The following is a 19,708-nucleotide window of genomic DNA, read 5'->3' on the forward strand; positions in this document are numbered from 1 at the left end:
TCCCGGATCAAGGCAAAGCGCGGCCCTTAACCGGGAATGCCGAAAAGGTCACGCCGCCTAAGATTAAGCCAGCGACTTGGAAACCTGCTCGAACACATCCTTCGACAATCCCGGCGTCGCCAAAATCCGCTCCAGCGCCGCCCGCATTAACGCCTGCCGCTCCGCATCGAACCGCCGCCAGCGGCCCAGCGACGGCACCATCTTCGCCGCCGTCTGCGCATTCACCGGGTCGAGCGCGATGATCTGGTCGGCGAAAAATGCATAACCCCGCCCGTCCGCCGCATGGAACGACCGCTGATTCATCCCGAACGCCCCGACCAAAGCCCGGAATCGATTTGGATTGCTCAGCGTGAAATCGGGATGCCCCGCCAGTTCGATAACCGCCTCTACCGTATCGGCCCGCGTTGAAACCGCCTGCGTCGTGAACCATTTGTCCAGCACCAGCGCATTGTCGCGATACCGCCGATAAAAGATGTCCAGCGCCGCCACCCGCAATTCGGCCTGACTGTTCGCCAGCGTACCCAGTGCGGCCAGCCGGTCGGTCATATTATCCGCCGCCCCGAATTGCGTGAAAGCCAGCTTTGCCCCCGCATCGGCATCGGCCGCCATGATATAGCCCAGCGCCACATTCCGAATCCGCCGCGCGCCCTTGGCCGCTGGCGAATATTCGAACGACCGCCCGCCATTCGCGGCATAAATCTCCTGCCACTTCGCCAGATGCGCATTTGCCAGGGCAAGCCGCAGCGCCTCTCGCGCCGTCGCAATCGCATCGGGATCGACCACCAGCATCTGATCGCCGATGAAGGCATCGCTGGGCAACACGACCGCCTCACCAATAAACGCCGGATCGAGCGCCCCATCGCTCAGCGTCTCGCCCACGCCCTTGATGACCGCCGCATGGTCCGCAACGCCGGTCGAAATCGCCGCGACCAGCGTATTCAGCATCAACTGCTGCATCGCCTCGTAACGCGCGAACGGATCATCATCCTCCGCCGCCAGAAACGCCAGGTCGGCCTCCGTACGGTTCGTTTCCAGAACAACGGGCGCACTGAAATCGCGATTGATCGACAATACCGGCGGCTGGGCAAACCCGTCGAACGTCAGCGTTGTCGTATCGGTATCGAGCACAACCAATTGCTCGCCCCCGCTCTCTCCCGTCGCGCGATCGAACAGCGCCATTCGGATCGGCAGGGTCATCGGCTGCTTCACCGGTTGCCCCGGCGTCGGCGGCACCAGTTGAGTCAGCGTCAGCGTTGCCTGCTTCGTATCCGCATCATGCGCGATTGCCGCCATCAGCTTCGGCGTCCCCGCCTGCGCATACCAGCGTTTGAACACGCTCAGATCGACCCCGCTCGCATCCTGCATCGCGGCCACGAAATCGTCACACGTAACCGCTTGCCCGTCATGCCGTTCGAAATACAGATCCGACCCTGCGCGAAATTTCTCAGCACCCAGCAAAGTGTGGATCATCCGTATGATTTCGGCGCCCTTGTTATAGATGGTCGCCGTATAGAAATTGCCGATCTCCATATAGGAATCGGGCCGGATCGGATGCGCCAGCGGGCCGCCATCCTCGGGAAACTGGCTCCCGCGCAATGCCCGCACATCCTCGATCCGCTGAACCGCCGCCGATCCCTGATCCGCCGAAAAACTCTGGTCGCGAAAGACCGTAAAGCCTTCCTTTAACGATAGCTGGAACCAGTCGCGGCAGGTGACGCGATTGCCCGACCAGTTATGAAAATACTCATGCGCCACGACGCCCTGAACATTGTCATAATCGACATCGGTCGCCGTATCGGCATCCGCCAATATGTAGCGCGAGTTAAAGACGTTGAGTCCCTTGTTCTCCATCGCGCCGAAGTTGAAATCATCGACCGCGACGATGTTGAACACCCCCAGATCATATTCGCGACCGTAAACATCCTCGTCCCATTTCATTGATGTTTTCAGCGCCGCCATCGCGTACGCGGTCTTCGGCACATCGGCCTCGCGCACCCATATCCCCAGTTCGACCGTTCGCCCCGACATCGTCGTGAAACTGTCGCGATTGGCCTTCAGATCGCCCGCTACCAGCGCAAAAAGATAGCTCGGCTTCAGGAACGGGTCGTTCCATTCGGCCCAATGCCGCCCCTCACCCGCATCGCCGTTCGCGACATTGTCACCATTCGCCAGCAACACCGGATAGGCGCTCTTGTCCGCCGTCATGCGCACCGAATACCGGCTCAGAACATCGGGCCGGTCGGGAAAGAAAGTGATCCGTCGAAACCCCTCGGCCTCGCACTGGGTACAAAGCAGCCCGCCGCTCGCATAAAGCCCCATCAACTGCGTATTGCGTTCGGGGGAAAGTTCGACTTCGGTTTCGATGACATGATCGTCGCCCGACAGGTCGATAACCAGCCGACCATCGTCGATCCGCCAGTCATTGATCGCCTGCCCATCGACCCGAACCGCCAGCGGCGTCAGCGTCTCGCCCTCAAGCACCAGTGGCCGACCGTGCCCGCCATTACGTGAAACCGTCAGTCGCGCCGTCACCCGCGTTTTCGCCGGGCCAAGATCGAAATCCAGCCCAATCTCCGGCACCATCCAGTCGGGCGGGCGATAATCCTCGCGTCGAATGATGTGCGGCGTTGAAAGCGGAACCGCAGTGGCGGTGGTCTGAATATCGAGCATAAACGACAGTTAAGGGCACGGAGAGGACGGCACAACCGCTTGCCACACGCTAATCCAGGCGTATCACGTCAGTAATACACAGGGAGTTTCATATGCTCGTCAACATATTGGCAGCAGCAGCCACGACATTCGACCCCGAAGCGGCAACACAGGCCTATCTCGCCACGGTAAAGGGGGCCGCCCGCGTGAAATCGGACGGCTATTTCGAAGGGGGCTATTGGCTGATCCTCTGGGGCGCAATCGTCGCGATCCTCTCCGACTTCATCATCCTGCAATCGCGCCTCTCCGCCCGTTTCCGCGACTGGGCGACACGCGTCTGCAAATGGCGCTGGCTGGTCCCGGCGCTCTACGTCATTCCTTACACGATCATCGGCACCCTGATTATGTTGCCTTGGACGATCTACACCTGCTTCATCCGTGAAAAACAATATGACCTGATGAACCAGAGTTTTGCCGACTGGGCGCTCGATCAGAGCAAGGGGCTTGGTGTCGGCATTATCTCGGCGGCAGTCATGTTCGTGATTATCTTTGCCGTGATCCGCAAAAGCCCGAAACTCTGGTGGCTATGGGGGGCGGTCGCGATGAGTGCCGTGCTTGCGCTGACCGTGATGATCTCGCCGGTCTATCTCGCGCCCCTGTTCAATACGTACACTGAAATGAAGCCCGGCCCGGTACGCGACCGCATTGTTGCGATGGCAACCGCAAACCATGTGCCGGCCGAACATATCTATGTCTTCGACGCATCGAAACAGACCAAACGCATCTCGGCCAACGTCTCCGGCCTTGGCCCCACGGTGCGCATCTCGCTCAACGACAACCTGCTGAACCGCACCACGCCTGCGCAAACCGCGGCGGTCATGGGCCATGAATTGGGCCACTACGTCCTCGGGCATATTCCACGCATGATGGCGATGTTCACCGTGCTGTTCCTGCTCGCCTTCTGGCTCTTGTCGCGCATTGCGCCAGCGATAATCGCCCGGCGTGGCGAACGATGGGACGTGCACGGGATCAGCGACCCAGCCGTCATTCCCCTGTTCGGAATCCTCGCCACGACATTCCTGTTCGTGCTGACGCCAGTGACCAACACTATGGTCCGCATCAACGAAAGCGAGGCCGATGCCTTCGGTCTCGAAGCCGCGCGCGAACCCGATGGTTTTGCCCAGACCGCGCTCGCCATATCCGAATATCGCAAGCTCGAACCCGGCCCGATAGAGGAAGCCCTGTTTTTCGATCACCCGTCGGGCGCGACGCGCATCAGGATGGCGATGAACTGGAAAGCGGCTCATCTGGCCGAGGTCGAAGCAAAGGCAAAGGCGAAGTAACGGAATGGCACGACTGTGGATATTCGGGCTGGGTTACACCGCGTCGCGGATAGCAGCGCGGTTGCGTGCGGACGGCTGGGAAGTCTCGGGAACGGGTCGGGCGGGCGTGGCTTTCGATGACGATGCGGCGGTGCGTGATGGCGTCGCCCGCGCCACGCACGTCCTGTCCTCCGTCCCGCCCGCTGACGACGGTGATCCGGTTCTGATGCGATACGGCGATGTGATGGGCGGGGCATTGGGCGGGCGCTGGCTTGGCTATTTGTCCTCAACCGGCGTCTATGGCGACGTCGGCGGCGCGTGGGTCGATGAAAGCGCACCCGTTCGCGGACGTCGCGCCAATCGCAACCGTGCCGATCTCGACTGGCAGGACAACGGCGCGCATGTTTTCAGATTGCCGGGAATCTATGGCCCCGGCCGCTCCGCCCTGGAACGTGTGGCAGAGGGAAAGGCGCACCGGATCGACCTTCCCGACCAGATATTCAGCCGGGTTCATGTCGATGATATCGTCACCGGCGTGATTGCGGGGTTCGACGCACCGGCTGGCGTTTACAACCTGTCCGACGACCATCCCGCACCCCAGAACGCGGTGATCGAGGAAGCGGCAGCTCTGCTCGGCTTACCCGTTCCCGGTGGCGTTTCGCTCGAAAACCTGTCGCCGATGGCACGCAGTTTCTATGCCGAAAACCGCCGCGTCGCCAATGGCAAGGCAAAGCGCGTACTCGGCTGGAAACCCATTTACGCCGATTTTACCGCCGGTTTACGCGCACTAAGCGCCACTATCAGCCCGATAAGCGCCACAACACCGCCCGAAACCGCCAATAACGTCCAGTGATAGTGTTCGAACACCGTCGATAACAGCATTGCGATAACTGGCGTTATCACTCCCGAATAAGCCGCTCGCCCCGGCCCGATCGCCCGGATCACTCCAAAATAAAGCGTAAACGCGACAGCACTCGCCATCACTCCAAGGTACAGCGTCCCCGCGAGATATACCGGCGTCAATTCAATCACCGGTGCACCCACCGTGACCAAACCCATCACCGCATTCATCCCCGCTCCCCAGAACATTCCCCACGCCAGCATCGCCGCCATCGACATCCCGCGCCCCCGGTCGGTCCCCTGCATGACGTTCGCCGCGGAAGCGGAAAAGACACCCGCCAGAGTCAGGCCCAGCCCCAGTAACGAAGTATGCGCACTGGCAGTATCGGCACGGGCTTCCTTAAGGATCAGCAATCCGACACCGGTCAGCGCGATCAGCGATCCGACCAGGAATCTGCCGGTAATCGGCTGCTTCAGAAAGGCGCGGGCGAAAATCGCATTGGGAACGAACAGCAGCGAAAACACCACGGCCACCAGACCGGATGTGATCAGCCCTTCTGCACGATAGACGAAATTGAAGTTCATGAAAAACTGCGCAAAGCCAAGCAAGGCAGCAAACATATGCCCCCGCCAGTCGAGCCTCAGCGGTGCCTTCGTCCCGAGCGCGTAAATGAACATCGCAACCGCCCCCACAAGGAAGCGATAGCACACGGACCATGTCGGCGGCACGACACCTAGCTGTCCCCGGATAACCAGCCAGGTCGAACCCCAGATGATTGTCACGATGGCAAAGGGGATCATGATCCGCGCGCTGAGCATCGGACTGTTACTCACGGGCGCCGCCCCACAGTGCAAAAATCACAGGGCTGCCAGTGCAGTAGCGAGCGCTGCGATCTCGGCCTCGGGTTGGTCCCAGGACACGACGAACCGCGCTTCACCCGGACCCCAATCGTAAAAGTCGAAACCCTGTTCGCGCAGTTTCGCGACCTCCCCGGCGTGCATCACGACAAATACTTCGTTGGCCTGTACCGGATTAATCAGGCGACCAGCAGCGGCTTCAGCTAACCGGATTGCGCCAGCATTCGCCGCCCGCGCATTCGTCAGCCAGAGATCGCCTTTCAGCATCGCCAGTATCTGCGCCGCCTGATAGCGACCCTTCGACGACAAATGACCGGCCCGCTTGCGTCGGATGCGAACTTCGTCGGCAAGGCTGCGGTCGAACAGGATCAGCGCTTCGGCGGACAAACCCCCGTTCTTGATAAAGCCGAAACTCAGCGCCTCGACACCGCTGCGCCACGTCAGGTCGGCGGGAGTAGCGCCGGTATGGACGACGGCGTTAGCGAACCGTGCCCCATCCATATGCAAACGCAGGCCACGCTCTTTCGCCAATGCACCGATGGCAGTGACCTCTGAAGGAGCATAGCTTTGCCCGTATTCGGTAGCGTTGGTGATCGAGATCGCGGCGGCCTGTGTACGGTGGACGTCGTTAGCAATCCCGTCGAGCAACCCGGTGATCGTGGCAGGCGTCAGCTTGGCTGCCTCACCCTCTGCGCCCAACAACTTTGCGCCCCCTGAATAAAACTCAGGAGCGCCAGCCTCGTCGTTCTGAATATGTGCATCGCGGTGACAGACGATGCCGCGATAAGGGGGGCACAATGTTGCCAAAGCAAGTGCGTTCGCCGCCGTTCCCGTAGCGATCCACAGGGCCGTCACCTCGGTTTCGAAAACTTCCGAAAACGCGGCATCGAGTGCGCCACTCAGCGCATCGCCGTCATAAGCCGTGTCCACATGGTTGGCCTGCGCCATTGCGTCGAGAACACTGGGATGGACCGAAGCCGCATTGTCTGAGAAAAACCGCATGGGTATTCCATGCGGTCCTCTCAACCGCGCGTCAATCGCGCAACGGGCTCAGCCATTTATACCCTGCGCCGCCGATGATCCCGCCCAGAATTGGGGCAAGCCAGAACAGCCAGAGCTGGTGCAGCGCGATACCCCCCTCGATCAAGGCAGGCCCGGTCGACCGCGCCGGATTGACCGAAGTATTGGTAACGGGAATCGAGATTAAATGGATCAACGTCAGGCACAGTCCGATCGCAATCGGGGCAAATCCTTTTGGCGCATTACCGTGGGTGGCCCCCATAATCACGAACAGGAATCCTGCCGTCAGCACCACTTCGATGATGAATGCCGATCGCAGCGAATACCCGCCCGGTGAGTGTTCGCCAAAGCCGTTGGATGCGACGCCCCCGGTAAACGATCCATCCATCTTGCCGCTCGCGATCAAGTACAGGAGCGCGGAGGCAACGACGGCACCCAAGACCTGTGCAACGATATAGCCAGCGATATCACGGCCCGGAAACCGACCACCCGCCCACAAACCGATCGTTACGGCAGGGTTCAAATGGCAGCCTGAAATGTGGCCGATCGCAAAGGCCATCGTCAGCACCGTCAGGCCGAATGCCAAACTGACCCCGACAAAGCCGATGCCCAGCGCAGGAAAGCCCGCCGCCAGAACAGCGCTGCCACAACCGCCGAACACCAGCCAAAACGTTCCAAACGCCTCGGCCGCCAGTGGATTGAGATTTTTCATATTTTCCTCCCCCTTGCACAGAGCAAGTAGGGGAGGTTTGATACGACACCGTTCCGATGTAAAGCCTAGCTTCCGAAACGCTCTTTCAGTGCCATCATGGTCAGGGCCGCGCGCGCAGCCTCGCCGCCCTTATTCTTTTCGTCGGGTCGAGCGCGGGTCAGCGCCTGGGCTTCGTTTTCGACGGTGAGAATACCGTTACCGATCGCCAGTCCGTCCATTGTCAAAGCCATCACGCCTCGCGCGCTTTCGCCGGCAACGATTTCGAAATGATAGGTTTCGCCCCGGATCACGACACCCAGCGCAACATAGCCATCATAGCGACCGCTCTCTGCGGCCAACGAAATTGCCCCCGGAACCTCGAGCGCGCCCGGGACCGTGATCGTGTCGTGATGATGGCCAGCATCCTCGATCGCTGCACGTGTTCCGCTAAGCAGCAGATCGTTCAGATGGTCGTAGAACCGTGCTTCTACGATGAGCAGCTTTGCCATTATTGAATACCTGTCAGTGGAATGGGTCGCTCACCGACAATCGACAGGCCGTAGCCCTCGAGTCCGATGAGCATATGATGCGTATTGGTCAGCAGGATCATGTCCTGCACGCCCAGTTCGGCCAGCACCTGCGCACCGATGCCATAATCACGCAGTTCCTCCGCCTCCGGCTCCCCTGCCCGCTTGCCCTGCGCGCGCAGATTCATGAGACGGGTCACGCTATCCTGCATGTTGCGATTTATCACGACGATAACGCCGGAACCTTCCTCGGCGATCACTTTCATCGATTCCGAAAGCAGTCCTGACCGCTGGTTCTGCTCACCGAAAGTATCGACGAAGATCGAATGGGTGTGCATCCGCACCAGCACGGGCTTTTCGGGATCGAGATACCCTTTGACCAGCGCGACGGTCTCATCGCCGGTGGCCTTGTTGTAAAACGTCATCGCGGTCCAGTCGCCACCCCAGCGACTGACGAAGCGCATCTCAGTCCGCTTTTCGATCAGATGGTCGTGCTTATGGCGATAAGCGATGAGGTCGCGAATCGTACCCATCTTCAGTCCATGCAGCCGCGCAAAGGAGATAAGATCGTCCATCCGCGCCATCGTGCCGTCGTCTTTCATGATCTCACAGATCACACCCGACGGGTTAAGACCGGCAAGCCGCGCAACATCGACAGCAGCTTCGGTATGACCGGTGCGCACCAGCACGCCACCATCGCGTGCAATCAGCGGAAAAACATGTCCCGGTGTAACGATATCGGCCGCGCCCTTTGCGCCGTCGATGGCGACCGAAATTGTCCGCGACCGATCTGCCGCCGAAATACCCGTCGTGACCCCCTCGAGTGCTTCGATCGAAGTCGTGAAGGCGGTTTCATGACGCGTGCCATTCGCGCGGCTCATCAATTGAAGCCCGAGGGTGTCGACCCGCTCCTTGGTCAGCGCGAGACAGATCAGCCCGCGGCCATGCGTCGCCATGAAGTTGATTGCGTCGGGAGTAGCCATCTGGGCCGGTATGATCAGATCGCCTTCGTTCTCACGGTCCTCATCGTCGACCAGAATGAACATTCGCCCATTGCGCGCCTCATCGATAATTTCCTCGATCGGCACCAGCGATGGCCGGTCGTCGTTCGCAAGCAAATAAGTTTCAAGCTTCCGAAGCGTGTCGGACGTCGGGTTCCAATCTGCGGAATCCAGATCACGCAGAGTGTTTGCATGAAGCCCCGCCGCGCGGGCGAGACCCGAACGCGAAACGCCACCGATGGAGACGTGTTCACGTACTTTATCTATCAGGGATGTGCTCATAAAGCCACAATCTCACATTATAATGTGATCGTCAACTTCCCTCACATCGGAAAGACATCGGCGGATAAACCGGCCCTGTCGCGGGGAATTACACGCCAATCCCTGCCTTGCCAACCGACCGGCTAAAAAGAAACCGTCGTTCGCGACGGGAGTTACCTGCCCCACTCCCCCATGCTCGGAAAAGGCCGTCAGAGCGATACCAAACGACGAAGTTCCCGCAAAACTTCCGTTTTCATTGGTCATATGCGGATTTTAGATTGACATTGATTACGCATACAACCGATAGTGAGCGAATAATAATAAGGGGAGAGGGAATATGTCCGTTCGAATTTTGCGCGCCACCCAATGGTTGGCGCTCGCTACAAGCAGCCTCACAATGGCAACTGTTGCCCTGGCCCAAGAGGCTGCGCCTCCGGTTAACTCCGGCCTCGATGAAATCGTTGTGACGGCACAAAAACGCGCACAGAATTTGCAGGATGTGCCGATCGCCATCAGCGCCATCAGTGCGGAAAAAATCGCCCAGCTTGGGATCCATGATTCCCGCGATCTGAGTGGCCTGGCACCCAATGTCACCATCGTGCAGGGAACGACGAGCAATAGCGCAGCGGTATTCTCGATCCGGGGCATTTCCAACGGCGGAAGTGAGAGTTTCGGCGTCGATTCCGCCAACGGCCTATATATCGACGGCGTTTATATCGCCCGTTCCGGCGCAGCTGGCATGGACGTCATGGATGTCGAGCGTGTCGAAGTCTTGCGGGGCCCGCAGGGCACGTTGTTCGGTCGCAACACCACGGGCGGCGCCATTCATTTCATATCGCGCGCACCCAGCCCTACGTTTCAGCTCAAAGCCGAAACCGGGTATGGCAATTTCGACGCCTGGAACGGCAAGATTACGCTCGATCCAGGTAAGATCGCAGGTATCTCCACGAGCTTTTCCTACAGCCATCGCCAACGTGACGGCGTTGTCGATAATATTTTACAGCCTCAGGATTCGAAAGACCCGGGCGCTCTCAAATCAGACTCTTTCCGCATAGCGGCGCGGACGGAACTGGGTGGCACCGGCAGCATCCAATATATATTCGACTGGAGCCGGGTCAACGGCACGCCGATGCCTTTCCAGTTGACCAACACGGCCAACGGCGCGCCTCTGGCCCCGATAAATGTGAACGGCCAGCAAGTCGTATCGGTACAGCAAGCTCCGGTTGCCCAGTATCTCGCTGCCGCGACTTTCCTGAACCCGGCATGCGCGGCACTGGCCGTGCCCACGCGCGTCTATCGGGATAAAGTGTGTAACAACATACTCAGCACGGCCCGCGACCAGACATGGGGCCACAATCTGCAAATAGAAAACGACTTTGGCATCTTTAAAGTTAAGTCCACCACCGGCTATCGCTTCTGGAACAGCAGTAGCACTAACGATCTCGACGGCATCGGCAGTTTCAGTGGACCGGCTTTTTCCAGCGCTTCGCTGTTTAACGGCATGCCCGTATCGCTACTGCAATTCATCCCCTCCATTCCTGCAGCGGCGCGGGCTAGCATCGCCGCCGCTCCCGTTCCCACAGTCGTCCAGGATCTGTTCGACACTAACAATCGGCGGAAACACAAACAGTTCAGCCAGGAAATCGAGTTTTCCGGTAGTGGCGATTCGCTCGACTGGGTCGTGGGTGGTTTCTACTTCTGGGAGAAAGGATCGGAATATAATCCGCAAAGCAGCGGCTTCATTCTCGACACTAACAGCACCTTTCTCTCCAGTTTCGGTGCCTTGGGACCCAGCTTTGTCGCCGCCAATCCGGCCCGCTACCGGCTCGTGCCGACACTGGCGATACTCAATTACACGGCAACCAGCGAAAGCACCGCTGTATATGGGCAATTCACATACTATCCCGGCGGCCATGCCAGCGGCATCCGCCTGACAGCCGGCGGACGCTATACATGGGATCAGAAGCGGCTATTCCGCCAACAGAACGGACCCGCGCCGCTTGCCATACCCGAAACCGGCAGCGCAGGATTCCAGAAATTCACCTGGAACCTGATGGCCGGTTATAATGTTGCCGAGGGCATTAATCTCTATGCCCGTGCGGCGACCGGTTACCGGTCAGGGGGTTCAACTCGCAGGATCCGGTCATTCCGGGCACCCACACCTTGGCGAGTTTCAAGCCGGAAACCGTGACCTCCTATGAGATCGGGGTGAAAACCGAACTATTCGACCGTCGCCTGCGCGTGAACATTGCGGGCTATCACAACATATACAAGAATCTGGCCGTCAATATTCCCCGCACCGATGCACCGGCTGGCACTTTCGCCACGCAGATCGGTAACGCGGGAAGGGTTAACTATACCGGCGTCGAAATGGACATGCAGGCCATTTTGACCGACAATTTTTCGGTCGACGGCAATATCGGCTATGTCGACGTGAAATATAAGCAATTCCTTGCCGGCCAGTCTCCGACGGCTGGGGCGCCACCAGTCAACATCGCCTCGATCGTCACGCCGGGCTATACCTCGCCGCTTACGGCCAATGCTGCAATCAATGCTCAATTCCCGTTAAACCGGGGTAACGCCCGGCTTATCGGTCGTGTTGGCTATACGCACGAGGATGGCAAATACAGTTTTTCCAGCATCAATTCGGCACCGTTCAACGAAGCGTTGAAGGGTGACAATCGGGACACTATCGACGCGCAGTTAGGCGTCGACCGCATCTCCATTGGCGGTGCCGAGGGCGAAATTCGTTTCTGGGCAAAGAACCTAACCAACGCGAAGGATTTCGTTCGCGGTGTCGATTTTGGCCAACTCGGATTTGCAGGCGGCTACTTCGCCGAACCGCGGACCTACGGAGTAACGGTAGGCGCGAAATTCTGACACTCGGGTTCGAAATATGGCCTAATCCCATCAGGGGTTAGGCCATACTTTTTTCGCTTCGGGCGATCGCAGCCCATACGCCGCAGCGGGATCTGACCTATCGCATTATCAAAACGCTTGAAACGGCGTCAGGCGGATAGTTTCGCCACTGACTTTGCACCGCCCCTGATCGCCCCCTCGATGTAAGTGACGCCAAGGCAGTCACCGACCGTCTCAACCTGAAACCCCTCTGCGCGCAAGCTGTCGGCGAGAGACGTATCGCCCCGCGCGCCCATTGCGACAATCACATGATCCGCCCGCGCATCGTGCGACGCGCCATCTGCAGCGCTGAACGATACCGCCTCGGGTCCGATCGCAATGTCTCTTGCACCGGCATGCAGAGCCACACCATGTTCCTTCAGTTCCGACACCAGACGCATCCGCCGGACCAGCAGCAATCCCTTGCCCACTCGGGGGCCGGGTTCCACAACAGTCACATGACGACCGCGCTCGTGCAGAAATTCAGCCAGTTCCAGACCAACCAGTTCACCGCCGATAATCACGATACGCTTGCCAAGGGGCATCCATTTCCGGCTGGCCGCGCGAACGAATTCCAGATTACTCGTAAGACCCGTAGCCGCGCCCAATCGAGTGGCCACGCGCGTCGCCAACCCCAGCTTTCGCGTCAAAGCGCCCGAGGTCTCGCCCATAAGCATATTGCGCATATCGTCGCCGCTGAAAACATGGGCCTGATCGCTGCCCGAAATGTCGGGCATATCCCGTCGCGCGCCGGTCGCGACAATGATGGCATCGGGTGCAAGGACGCGAAGCATGTCAGGCGTAGCGTCCGTATTGAGCCGCACATCGACCCCGGACCGCTGGGTGCGGGCTGCGAGCCAAACGAGCAGATCTTCGTTCGGAGGATAGGCAAGTGCAGCGAAACGCAGCGTCCCGCCCAAACGATTGCCTTTCTCGATCAGGGTGACGGTATTGCCTGCCTCCGCCATTCGACAGGCGGCCTCCATGCCGCCCGGACCGCCCCCGATAACCACGATGCGCATTCCCGTGCGCACGGGCGGCACACGCTCGCATTCAAAGCCTGTTTCGGGATTAACCGCACAGCGCAGCGGCTCTCGCGTGTAAGCCGCGCTGACACAGGTGTAGCAATAGATGCATGGCCGTACTGTATCCGCCATGCCCGCCGCTAACTTGTTCGGCAGCGCGGGATCGGCCAGCAATTTGCGGCCCATCGCGAGGAAATCATAATCACCAGCACCGATATGCGTATTGGCCGCCTTCGCCTCGACACGCCCCGACGCAATAATCGGGAGCGCTACAGCCGATTTGAACGCACGGGCGGCAGCGATATTGGTTTCCGGCACATGCGGAATATTCGAGCCGGAATGCAGCTTTCCCATACCGACATTGTGATAAGACGTAACGGTGATGGCATCGACACCCGCCGCTTCGACCAGACGCGCGGTTTCGATCGCCACGTCGAGGGTAATGCCGCCGTCCTTGCCGATCTCACGCGCGTCAAGCTTGCACCAGACAGGGAAATCGGAACCGACCTCAGCGCGTATCGCCCCGATCACTTCGAGCAGGAGGCGCGCGCGGTTTTCCAGCGGACCGCCGTAGCGATCGGTTCGGCTGTTCGTCTTGGGCGACAGAAAGGACGATAGCAGATAGCCATGCCCGGAATGGATTTCGACACCATCGAATCCCGCCTGCTTGGCGCGCCGCGCGCCCGCTGCAAATTGCGACACGACAATAGCGATGTCCGCCTCGTCCATCACCTTGATCCGGGGCATCTTACCGCCAGCAAAGGAAGCCATTTCTTCGGGCAAAAAATAGCTCAGAAAATCACCTTGCATCGGTGGTGGCAAGCAGGGCGCCCAGATCATCTCATCGAAAGCATCGCCGGAATAGCCGGCCACCAGCCCGCCATGATGCAATTGCGCTGCGATTTTCGTGCCGTGGCGGTGCACCCGCTCGGCAAGCGCCCGCAGGCCGGGCAGGAAGCGATCGTGAGAAATGGCGCTCTGATTGGGTTGAACCGCGCCCGTCGGCCAGGCGACACCCGCAACGCCAGAAATAATAAGCCCCGCCCCGCCCCGGGCCTGCTCTTCATGATAGGCGATCAGCCGTTCGCCACACTGGCCATCCGGCTCGGACAGGCTGACCCCCATGGCCGTAACAAAGATGCGGTTACGCACATCGAGTGTTCCGATCCGACCCGGCGCGAGTAGATGCGCATAGTCATCGTTCGCCATCAGACATCATTCCTTATGTCATTGCCGCCACGCGTCATGCCGAGGCACTCGCCACAAGGGGAGGGTAATCGATATACCCCCTCTCCTCACCCGCATAGAGCAGGGAGAAATCGGGTTTTGCCAGCGGCGCGTTGTCGCGAAGCCTTTCAACAAGATCGGGATTGGCAATAAAGGCCCGGCCGAAACTGACGGCATCCGCCCTGTCCTGCTCGAGCAGCCTTCGAGCCGAATCGGACTTCAGATTGTTGTTGGCGATTATCGGGCCCGACCAGCGCCCCCGCAGCATTTTCAGGATCGGCAGGTCAGGAATCTGCATATCGACAAGATGCAGATAGGCCAGTCCCAGACCGTCAACCGCCTGAACGAACGGGAGAAACGTATCGACGGGGTTGGCCGGGTCCATGCCGTTATAGGGGTTGCCCGGCGAGATACGGAACCCGACGCGATCCGCACCGATTGCGGCTGACATGGCCTCCAATACCTGAACTGGAAAGCGGATCCGGTTTTGCACTCCGCCGCCATAATCATCGTCGCGCGCGTTACTGATGGGATTGAGAAACTGGTTGATCAGATAACCGCTGGCACAATGCAGTTCTACGCCGTCCATCCCTGCGTCCATGGCATTTCTGGCTGCGGTCGCAAAATCATCGATCAGTGCCGGGATTTCGCTCCTCGGAATGGCGCGGGGCATGGCCGTGGGTGCCGGCACACCATCCGGACCGGGGACTTTTTCCGGACAGGAAATCGCAGACGGCGCGATGATATCCGCTTCGAATCCCCGATTGGCTGGCACGACCACACGGCCACAGTGCATGAGTTGCATGACTATTCGCCCCCGCGCTTGTGAACGGCGCTCGTTACGGCCCGCCAACCCTCGATCTGCGCCTCACTATGGATACCCGGTGTGCGCCAATAACCCTTACCCGCTGGTGTCGGCTGCACACCCTCCGTCACGAGCAAACCGGCGGTGGCGCGCTGTCGATAATAATCCACCATCAGCGAGGTTGGAATGTCGTCATCCCCTGCGCGACCACGAGTCATCGGCGCCATAACGATCCGATTGGAAAGCGCTATTCCACCAAGAAGTGTGGGGACAAATAAAGGATCAACCACGTAGTTCGCTTTCAATATGGACCGTTGACCGGTGTTTGCGTCGTAAACTATACCTTTGGATACGCAATTCAAGGATGATGCGCATGAATTATGGTTTTGAAGGACGGGTCGCGCTGGTGACCGGAGCGGGCGGCGGAATCGGTCGCGCCACAGCGATCGCCTTCGCTGCATCGGGAGCATCGGTTGTTGTATCTGACATCGCTGAGGAAGGAGGACGGGAAACCGTCGAACTCATCGTAAAAGCTGGCGGCCGCGCACTTTTTCAACGGTGCAATGTTGCTGACCCGGAAGATGTAAAGGCGTTGATCAATCACACGATCACTGAATTTGGCGCTCTCGACTTCGCCCATAATAACGCGGGCATCAACAGTCCGACGGCCAACGAATATGAGGACGACGTCTGGGCACGCAGCCTGTCGATCAACCTGTCAGGCATCATGTATTGTATGCGCGAGGAAGCAGAGGCGATGCTCAAGCGCGGCAAGGGTGCCATCGTCAACACCGCTTCCATCAACGGGCTTGTCGGCAACGGCGCACAACCTGCCTATGTTGCGGCCAAGCATGGCGTGGTTGGCCTTACTCGTCACGGCGCGCTGCGCTGGGCCAAAAATGGCATTCGCGTCAACGCCGTGTGCCCCGGCGTTATCGAAACTCCGATGACAGCACCGCTCACATCAAACCCAGAAATGCGCAAGGTTCTGGATGGCATGACTCCGATGGGTCGCATGGGTCAACCCGAAGAAATCGCCGCAGCGGTGCTCTGGCTTTGCTCCGATCAGGCCAGTTTCGTTACTGGCCATCCTCTGGTCGTCGACGGCGGTGCCACCGCCTGAACGACGAGGTGGCACCGCATTCTACGGGGTGGTCCTGATCGGGACCGCCCCCGTAGCACGCCATCAAACTGCAACTGGAAATCGCCGATAGGCACGGGGTTTGCAGAATTGTTATTCTACACATCAAGCCAGGTTGGGCGCGCCCTCCGTGGTCACCAAGTCCGTGATGCGCACGATCCGCGGATTATATTTGACGGTTTTAACTGCGATCGAGGTTTCGATATGGTGGACACCCGGCAACGATAATATCTGTTCCGACGCCAGTTCATGCAATTGATCGAGATCGTCGAACAGGCAAATGGTCAGAATATTGAATCGGCCCATGGTAATCATCACCGCCTTCACCATCGGCAATTCAGAAATCTTCTGCCCGATCTCACGCGCATTCTGAATTTCCGCCTGAACACCGACAAAAGCGAGCTTGGCGGAATTGGCGAGCCCGAGGCTGGTGATCGCGGTAAAAGCGATCATTCCATCCTGCTGCAGCCGCTTGATCCGTCCGCGCACCGTCCCTTCGGTGACTTTAAGATCAGCCGCTATCTTGCGGTTCGACACGCGCGCGTCACGCGCCAATATTTCGATTAACTGCCTGTCGAGTTCATCAAGTTGCGGCGTGCTCATATCATTCCCTCGCCTCGATCGGCGCCACATCAAAGTGGTATTTGAGGACATCGAGCGCAATCGCCGGAGTAATCGAGCGGATACCGCGCACGTTCGCGAATTTGGCCGACATGAGATTCGACAGTTCGTCAAAATCACGCAGCACGACCAACAGGTCGATGTCGTAACGTCCCGTGACCAGATGTGCAGCGAACACTTCCGGAAAAGCTGCCAGTTCCTCGGCCACTTCGGATGCCGGTCGCCCCTTCACTTCTATCACCATCTGCATGAGCACATTATAACCATGCGCCGCAAAGTCCGACACCGCGACCACACGCAGCTTATTGGCATCCTCCAGGCGGCGAATGCGTGCCGAAACGGTCGCCGCCGTCAGGTCGAGCATGTCGGCAATCTGCTGATTGGTCGCTCGCCCGTTGGCCCGCAGAAGCTCTACGATCTTCCAATCGACGTTATCGACGGCGAAACGATCACCCATGCGTTTACCTGATCCCTTGTTAGTTGGCACCTGCCCCCCTGTTCTAATAAAGGTCAACTGGAATGTGCATCACGCCCCCGCACAGTCGACGACGTTGCGGACGCACCGAGTTCGTGTCCCATCATCGCGAGACTAAAGCCAACTTGTAGCGCGGATAGCGATGGTCACCGACCGACGCAAAGCGGATTATCGGAACATCCGGTTCGGGGACCGAAAGCACCGCCTCATCCCGCCGCGGCCGTGGAGCGCACCCGCACACTCAATGCTTCGTCCAGCGCATCCAGCGCCGCCCGGCCCCGCTCCACCTTTATGCTTGCCAGCCATCCAAACAGCGCGGCCAGAAATCCGAACGGAATGACGACGCTGAGCGCAATCCGAAGCGAATGAATATCGTTGCCGAGCGACTCGCTGATTACGCCAACCGCCCATGGTCCGACACAAAAGCCGATCAGAGTCGTTACCGACAGGAACAGGGCCGTTGCGCCCGCACGGATGCGACCGGGCAATATATATTGCAGCGTCGCCAGGAAACCGACCGACCACCCGCCACCCAACAGGCCGGCGGGAATGGCGAGCAATCGGGCAACAGCAAAGCTGTCGGCCCAGGTCGCAACGAGGATCGCCATCGTCGCGGCACCCACCGCAATGGCGGAAAGCCGTGCTGGCCAGACCATGCCCCGACGCGACATCCGGTCGGAAATGGCTCCGAACGAGAGCATACCGATTATACCCGACAGCCCGAAATTTACCGCAAACGTCGTTTTGGCAACCACCGGATCAAGCCCGTAACTGCGCGCAAACAACTCCGGCCCCCAATAGCCGAAAGCGACGCCCGACAACGCTCCACAGGCAAAGGCCAGCATCATCCATACATAAGCCGGCGTGGCACCGAGCGCCCGCACCAGCGCCATGAACGGCATGGCTACGCCCGTGCGTCCACCAGACGAAACGCGCTCCGGCTCGCGGATCACAAGCAAAGCCACGATCGCCAGCACCACGCCGATGCCACCCATGAGATAAAATGCGCTGCGCCATTCGAAATGCGCAGCAATGGCGGGTCCACCGCCCTGACCTGCGATCTGACCAATATAAGTCGCAAGCCCCAAGATCGCGAAAGCCATGCCCCGACGTTCGGCACGAAAATAGTCGGACAGCAGCGAATAAGCTGGCGCAACAAAAGCCGCTTCACCGACCCCAACTCCGACCCGCGCCAATGACAAGTCCAAAAGACTGGTCGCCAGTCCCGTCGCTGCGGTCGCGCAACTCCAGAGCAAGCAGCCTATGGCGATGATCCGAACGCGCGACCACCGATCCGCCAGTCGGGCGAATGGAACGCCGAGCACCACATAAAGCAGCACGAAAGCCGGCCCCATCAACAGGCCCATCGTTCCGTCGCCAACGCCGAATTCAGCCTTGATCGGCCCGACCAGTCCCGTGATCAGATAACGGTCGGCAAAGCTGAAAATATAGATAAACAACAGCGTCGCGAGAACGACCCAGGGATTGGAAGCGCGGGTCATGGGCATTTACCTCCTCAATCGCGAAACAGCGATCCGCCATTGACGTGCCACAACTGGCCATTGACCCACGCGCTGTCTTCCGACGCCAGAAAGGCGACAGCCGCCGCGATATCCTCTGGCTGGCCGAGCCGCCGATGAGGCACGGTGCGCAGCATTGAGGTGACATATTCGTCGGTCAGATGCTCCGCCACTGCCTCGGTCAGGACCACGCCCGGACAAATGCCGTTGGCGCGAATGCCCTTCTTGCCGTATTTGCGCGCAACGTGGCGGACAAGGGCGTGAACCGCGTTCTTTGTCATTGGATAGGCAACCTGCAACGGATTGCCTCCGATCGCCGCACCGGAAGACGTATAGATCATCGCTCCGCCACCGCTCTCGATCAGCACGGGCAAGGCGGCCTGGGTCGCGAGGAAATGGCTCTTGGCGTTAATCGCGAAGGATCGATCCAGCACTTCTTCGGTGCAATTCAGCACGTCGATGTCACCTTCTGTCCCGCCCGCAAGGTTGGAATGATAGAAGTTGAGCGCACCGAACTCGTCGATCGCCATTGCCACGATGGCAGCCTGCGATGCTGCTTTGGTTCCATCAAGATGCACGCCAACCGCCTTGCCACCGCCACCACGGATGGCGGCGGCCGTATCAACCGCCCATTGTTCGACGATATCGCCAATGACGACGCTCGCACCTTCCTCAGCAAGACGCCGCGCTGTCGCGGCACCGATGCCTCGTCCGCCGCCCGCCACCACGCCTACCTTGCCAGCTAATCCGCGCACTTCCGTCTCCAATGCAATTTATGCGTTATTTTCTAGAATTATTTATACGCGTTACACGGGCGTATTCAAGTT

At 59.2% G+C, this 19,708-nt stretch carries 16 protein-coding genes and 1 pseudogene; 5 read left to right on the forward strand and 12 right to left on the reverse strand.

Annotated elements, in window-relative coordinates:
- Positions 1–63: 63 nt before the first annotated feature.
- On the reverse strand, positions 64–2,670 hold the full coding sequence (pepN, locus tag D3Y57_RS09410) for an aminopeptidase N (RefSeq protein WP_121152770.1): 2,607 nt from the start codon (positions 2,668–2,670) through the stop codon (positions 64–66).
- A gap of 92 nt (positions 2,671–2,762) precedes the next feature.
- On the opposite strand from pepN, the gene D3Y57_RS09415 reads away from it, so the two are divergent.
- Positions 2,763–3,992, forward strand: a complete 1,230-nt coding sequence (locus tag D3Y57_RS09415; RefSeq protein ID WP_239026011.1) for a M48 family metallopeptidase — start codon at positions 2,763–2,765, stop codon at positions 3,990–3,992.
- Between the two features lie 4 nt (positions 3,993–3,996).
- Positions 3,997–4,824: a Rossmann-fold NAD(P)-binding domain-containing protein gene (locus tag D3Y57_RS09420; RefSeq protein ID WP_121152771.1), complete on the forward strand. Its 828-nt coding sequence runs from the start codon at positions 3,997–3,999 to the stop codon at positions 4,822–4,824.
- Here D3Y57_RS09420 and D3Y57_RS09425 read toward each other — a convergent pair.
- The 5 genes from D3Y57_RS09425 to ribB form a co-directional block, all read right to left on the reverse strand.
- Complete coding sequence (locus D3Y57_RS09425) at positions 4,728–5,645, reverse strand: DMT family transporter (RefSeq protein WP_347400423.1); 918 nt, start codon at positions 5,643–5,645, stop codon at positions 4,728–4,730. The two genes, D3Y57_RS09420 and D3Y57_RS09425, sit on opposite strands and share 97 nt — an antisense overlap.
- Positions 5,646–5,669: 24 nt before the next feature.
- Positions 5,670–6,671: a threonine aldolase family protein gene (locus D3Y57_RS09430; RefSeq protein ID WP_121152773.1), complete on the reverse strand. Its 1,002-nt coding sequence runs from the start codon at positions 6,669–6,671 to the stop codon at positions 5,670–5,672.
- Positions 6,672–6,702: 31 nt separating this feature from the next.
- Positions 6,703–7,401 carry an aquaporin Z gene (gene aqpZ / locus D3Y57_RS09435; protein ID WP_121152774.1) on the reverse strand — a complete coding sequence of 233 codons (699 nt, stop codon included), beginning with the start codon at positions 7,399–7,401 and terminating at the stop codon, positions 6,703–6,705.
- A 65-nt stretch (positions 7,402–7,466) separates the two neighbouring features.
- Entirely contained in the window at positions 7,467–7,889 is a 423-nt protein-coding gene (gene ribH, locus D3Y57_RS09440; protein WP_121152775.1) for a 6,7-dimethyl-8-ribityllumazine synthase, read from the reverse strand.
- The gene (gene ribB / locus D3Y57_RS09445; RefSeq protein WP_121152776.1) at positions 7,889–9,190 is read right to left on the reverse strand and encodes a 3,4-dihydroxy-2-butanone-4-phosphate synthase; all 1,302 of its coding nucleotides are present in this window, start codon (positions 9,188–9,190) and stop codon (positions 7,889–7,891) included. Before ribB ends, ribH begins: the two co-directional genes overlap by 1 nt.
- A gap of 376 nt (positions 9,191–9,566) precedes the next feature.
- On the opposite strand from ribB, the gene D3Y57_RS09450 reads away from it, so the two are divergent.
- Complete coding sequence (locus D3Y57_RS09450) at positions 9,567–11,360, forward strand: TonB-dependent receptor (protein ID WP_277873343.1); 1,794 nt, start codon at positions 9,567–9,569, stop codon at positions 11,358–11,360.
- On the forward strand, positions 11,357–12,049 hold the full coding sequence (locus D3Y57_RS21100; protein ID WP_277873344.1) for a TonB-dependent receptor domain-containing protein: 693 nt from the start codon (positions 11,357–11,359) through the stop codon (positions 12,047–12,049). Before D3Y57_RS09450 ends, D3Y57_RS21100 begins: the two co-directional genes overlap by 4 nt.
- 128 nt (positions 12,050–12,177) lie before the next feature.
- Here the strand turns inward: D3Y57_RS21100 and D3Y57_RS09455 are convergent, their stop codons facing one another.
- Together D3Y57_RS09455 and D3Y57_RS21605 are read right to left on the reverse strand one after the other, a co-directional pair.
- Positions 12,178–14,301, reverse strand: coding sequence for an oxidoreductase (locus tag D3Y57_RS09455; protein ID WP_121152777.1), 2,124 nt, complete (start codon positions 14,299–14,301; stop codon positions 12,178–12,180).
- 34 nt (positions 14,302–14,335) lie between these two features.
- A pseudogene (locus tag D3Y57_RS21605) lies at positions 14,336–15,594 on the reverse strand (alkene reductase).
- On the opposite strand from D3Y57_RS21605, the gene D3Y57_RS09465 reads away from it, so the two are divergent.
- Positions 15,498–16,247: an SDR family NAD(P)-dependent oxidoreductase gene (locus D3Y57_RS09465; RefSeq protein WP_239026014.1), complete on the forward strand. Its 750-nt coding sequence runs from the start codon at positions 15,498–15,500 to the stop codon at positions 16,245–16,247. The pseudogene D3Y57_RS21605 and the gene D3Y57_RS09465 sit on opposite strands and share 97 nt — an antisense overlap.
- A 123-nt stretch (positions 16,248–16,370) precedes the next feature.
- Here the strand turns inward: D3Y57_RS09465 and D3Y57_RS09470 are convergent, their stop codons facing one another.
- From D3Y57_RS09470 to D3Y57_RS09485, 4 genes are all read right to left on the reverse strand, one after another.
- Entirely contained in the window at positions 16,371–16,868 is a 498-nt protein-coding gene (locus D3Y57_RS09470; RefSeq protein WP_121152778.1) for an Lrp/AsnC family transcriptional regulator, read from the reverse strand.
- A 1-nt stretch (position 16,869) separates the two neighbouring features.
- Positions 16,870–17,343: an Lrp/AsnC family transcriptional regulator gene (locus D3Y57_RS09475; RefSeq protein WP_121152779.1), complete on the reverse strand. Its 474-nt coding sequence runs from the start codon at positions 17,341–17,343 to the stop codon at positions 16,870–16,872.
- A gap of 224 nt (positions 17,344–17,567) precedes the next feature.
- A complete protein-coding gene (locus D3Y57_RS09480) occupies positions 17,568–18,863 on the reverse strand; it encodes a spinster family MFS transporter (RefSeq protein ID WP_162987069.1) in 1,296 nt (431 codons plus the stop codon).
- Between the two features lie 14 nt (positions 18,864–18,877).
- Complete coding sequence (locus D3Y57_RS09485) at positions 18,878–19,636, reverse strand: SDR family NAD(P)-dependent oxidoreductase (protein ID WP_162987070.1); 759 nt, start codon at positions 19,634–19,636, stop codon at positions 18,878–18,880.
- Positions 19,637–19,708: the final 72 nt, after the last annotated feature.

The sequence above is a fragment of the Sphingomonas paeninsulae genome (assembly GCF_003660165.1).
Taxonomy (GTDB): Bacteria; Pseudomonadota; Alphaproteobacteria; order Sphingomonadales; family Sphingomonadaceae; genus Sphingomonas_O; species Sphingomonas_O paeninsulae.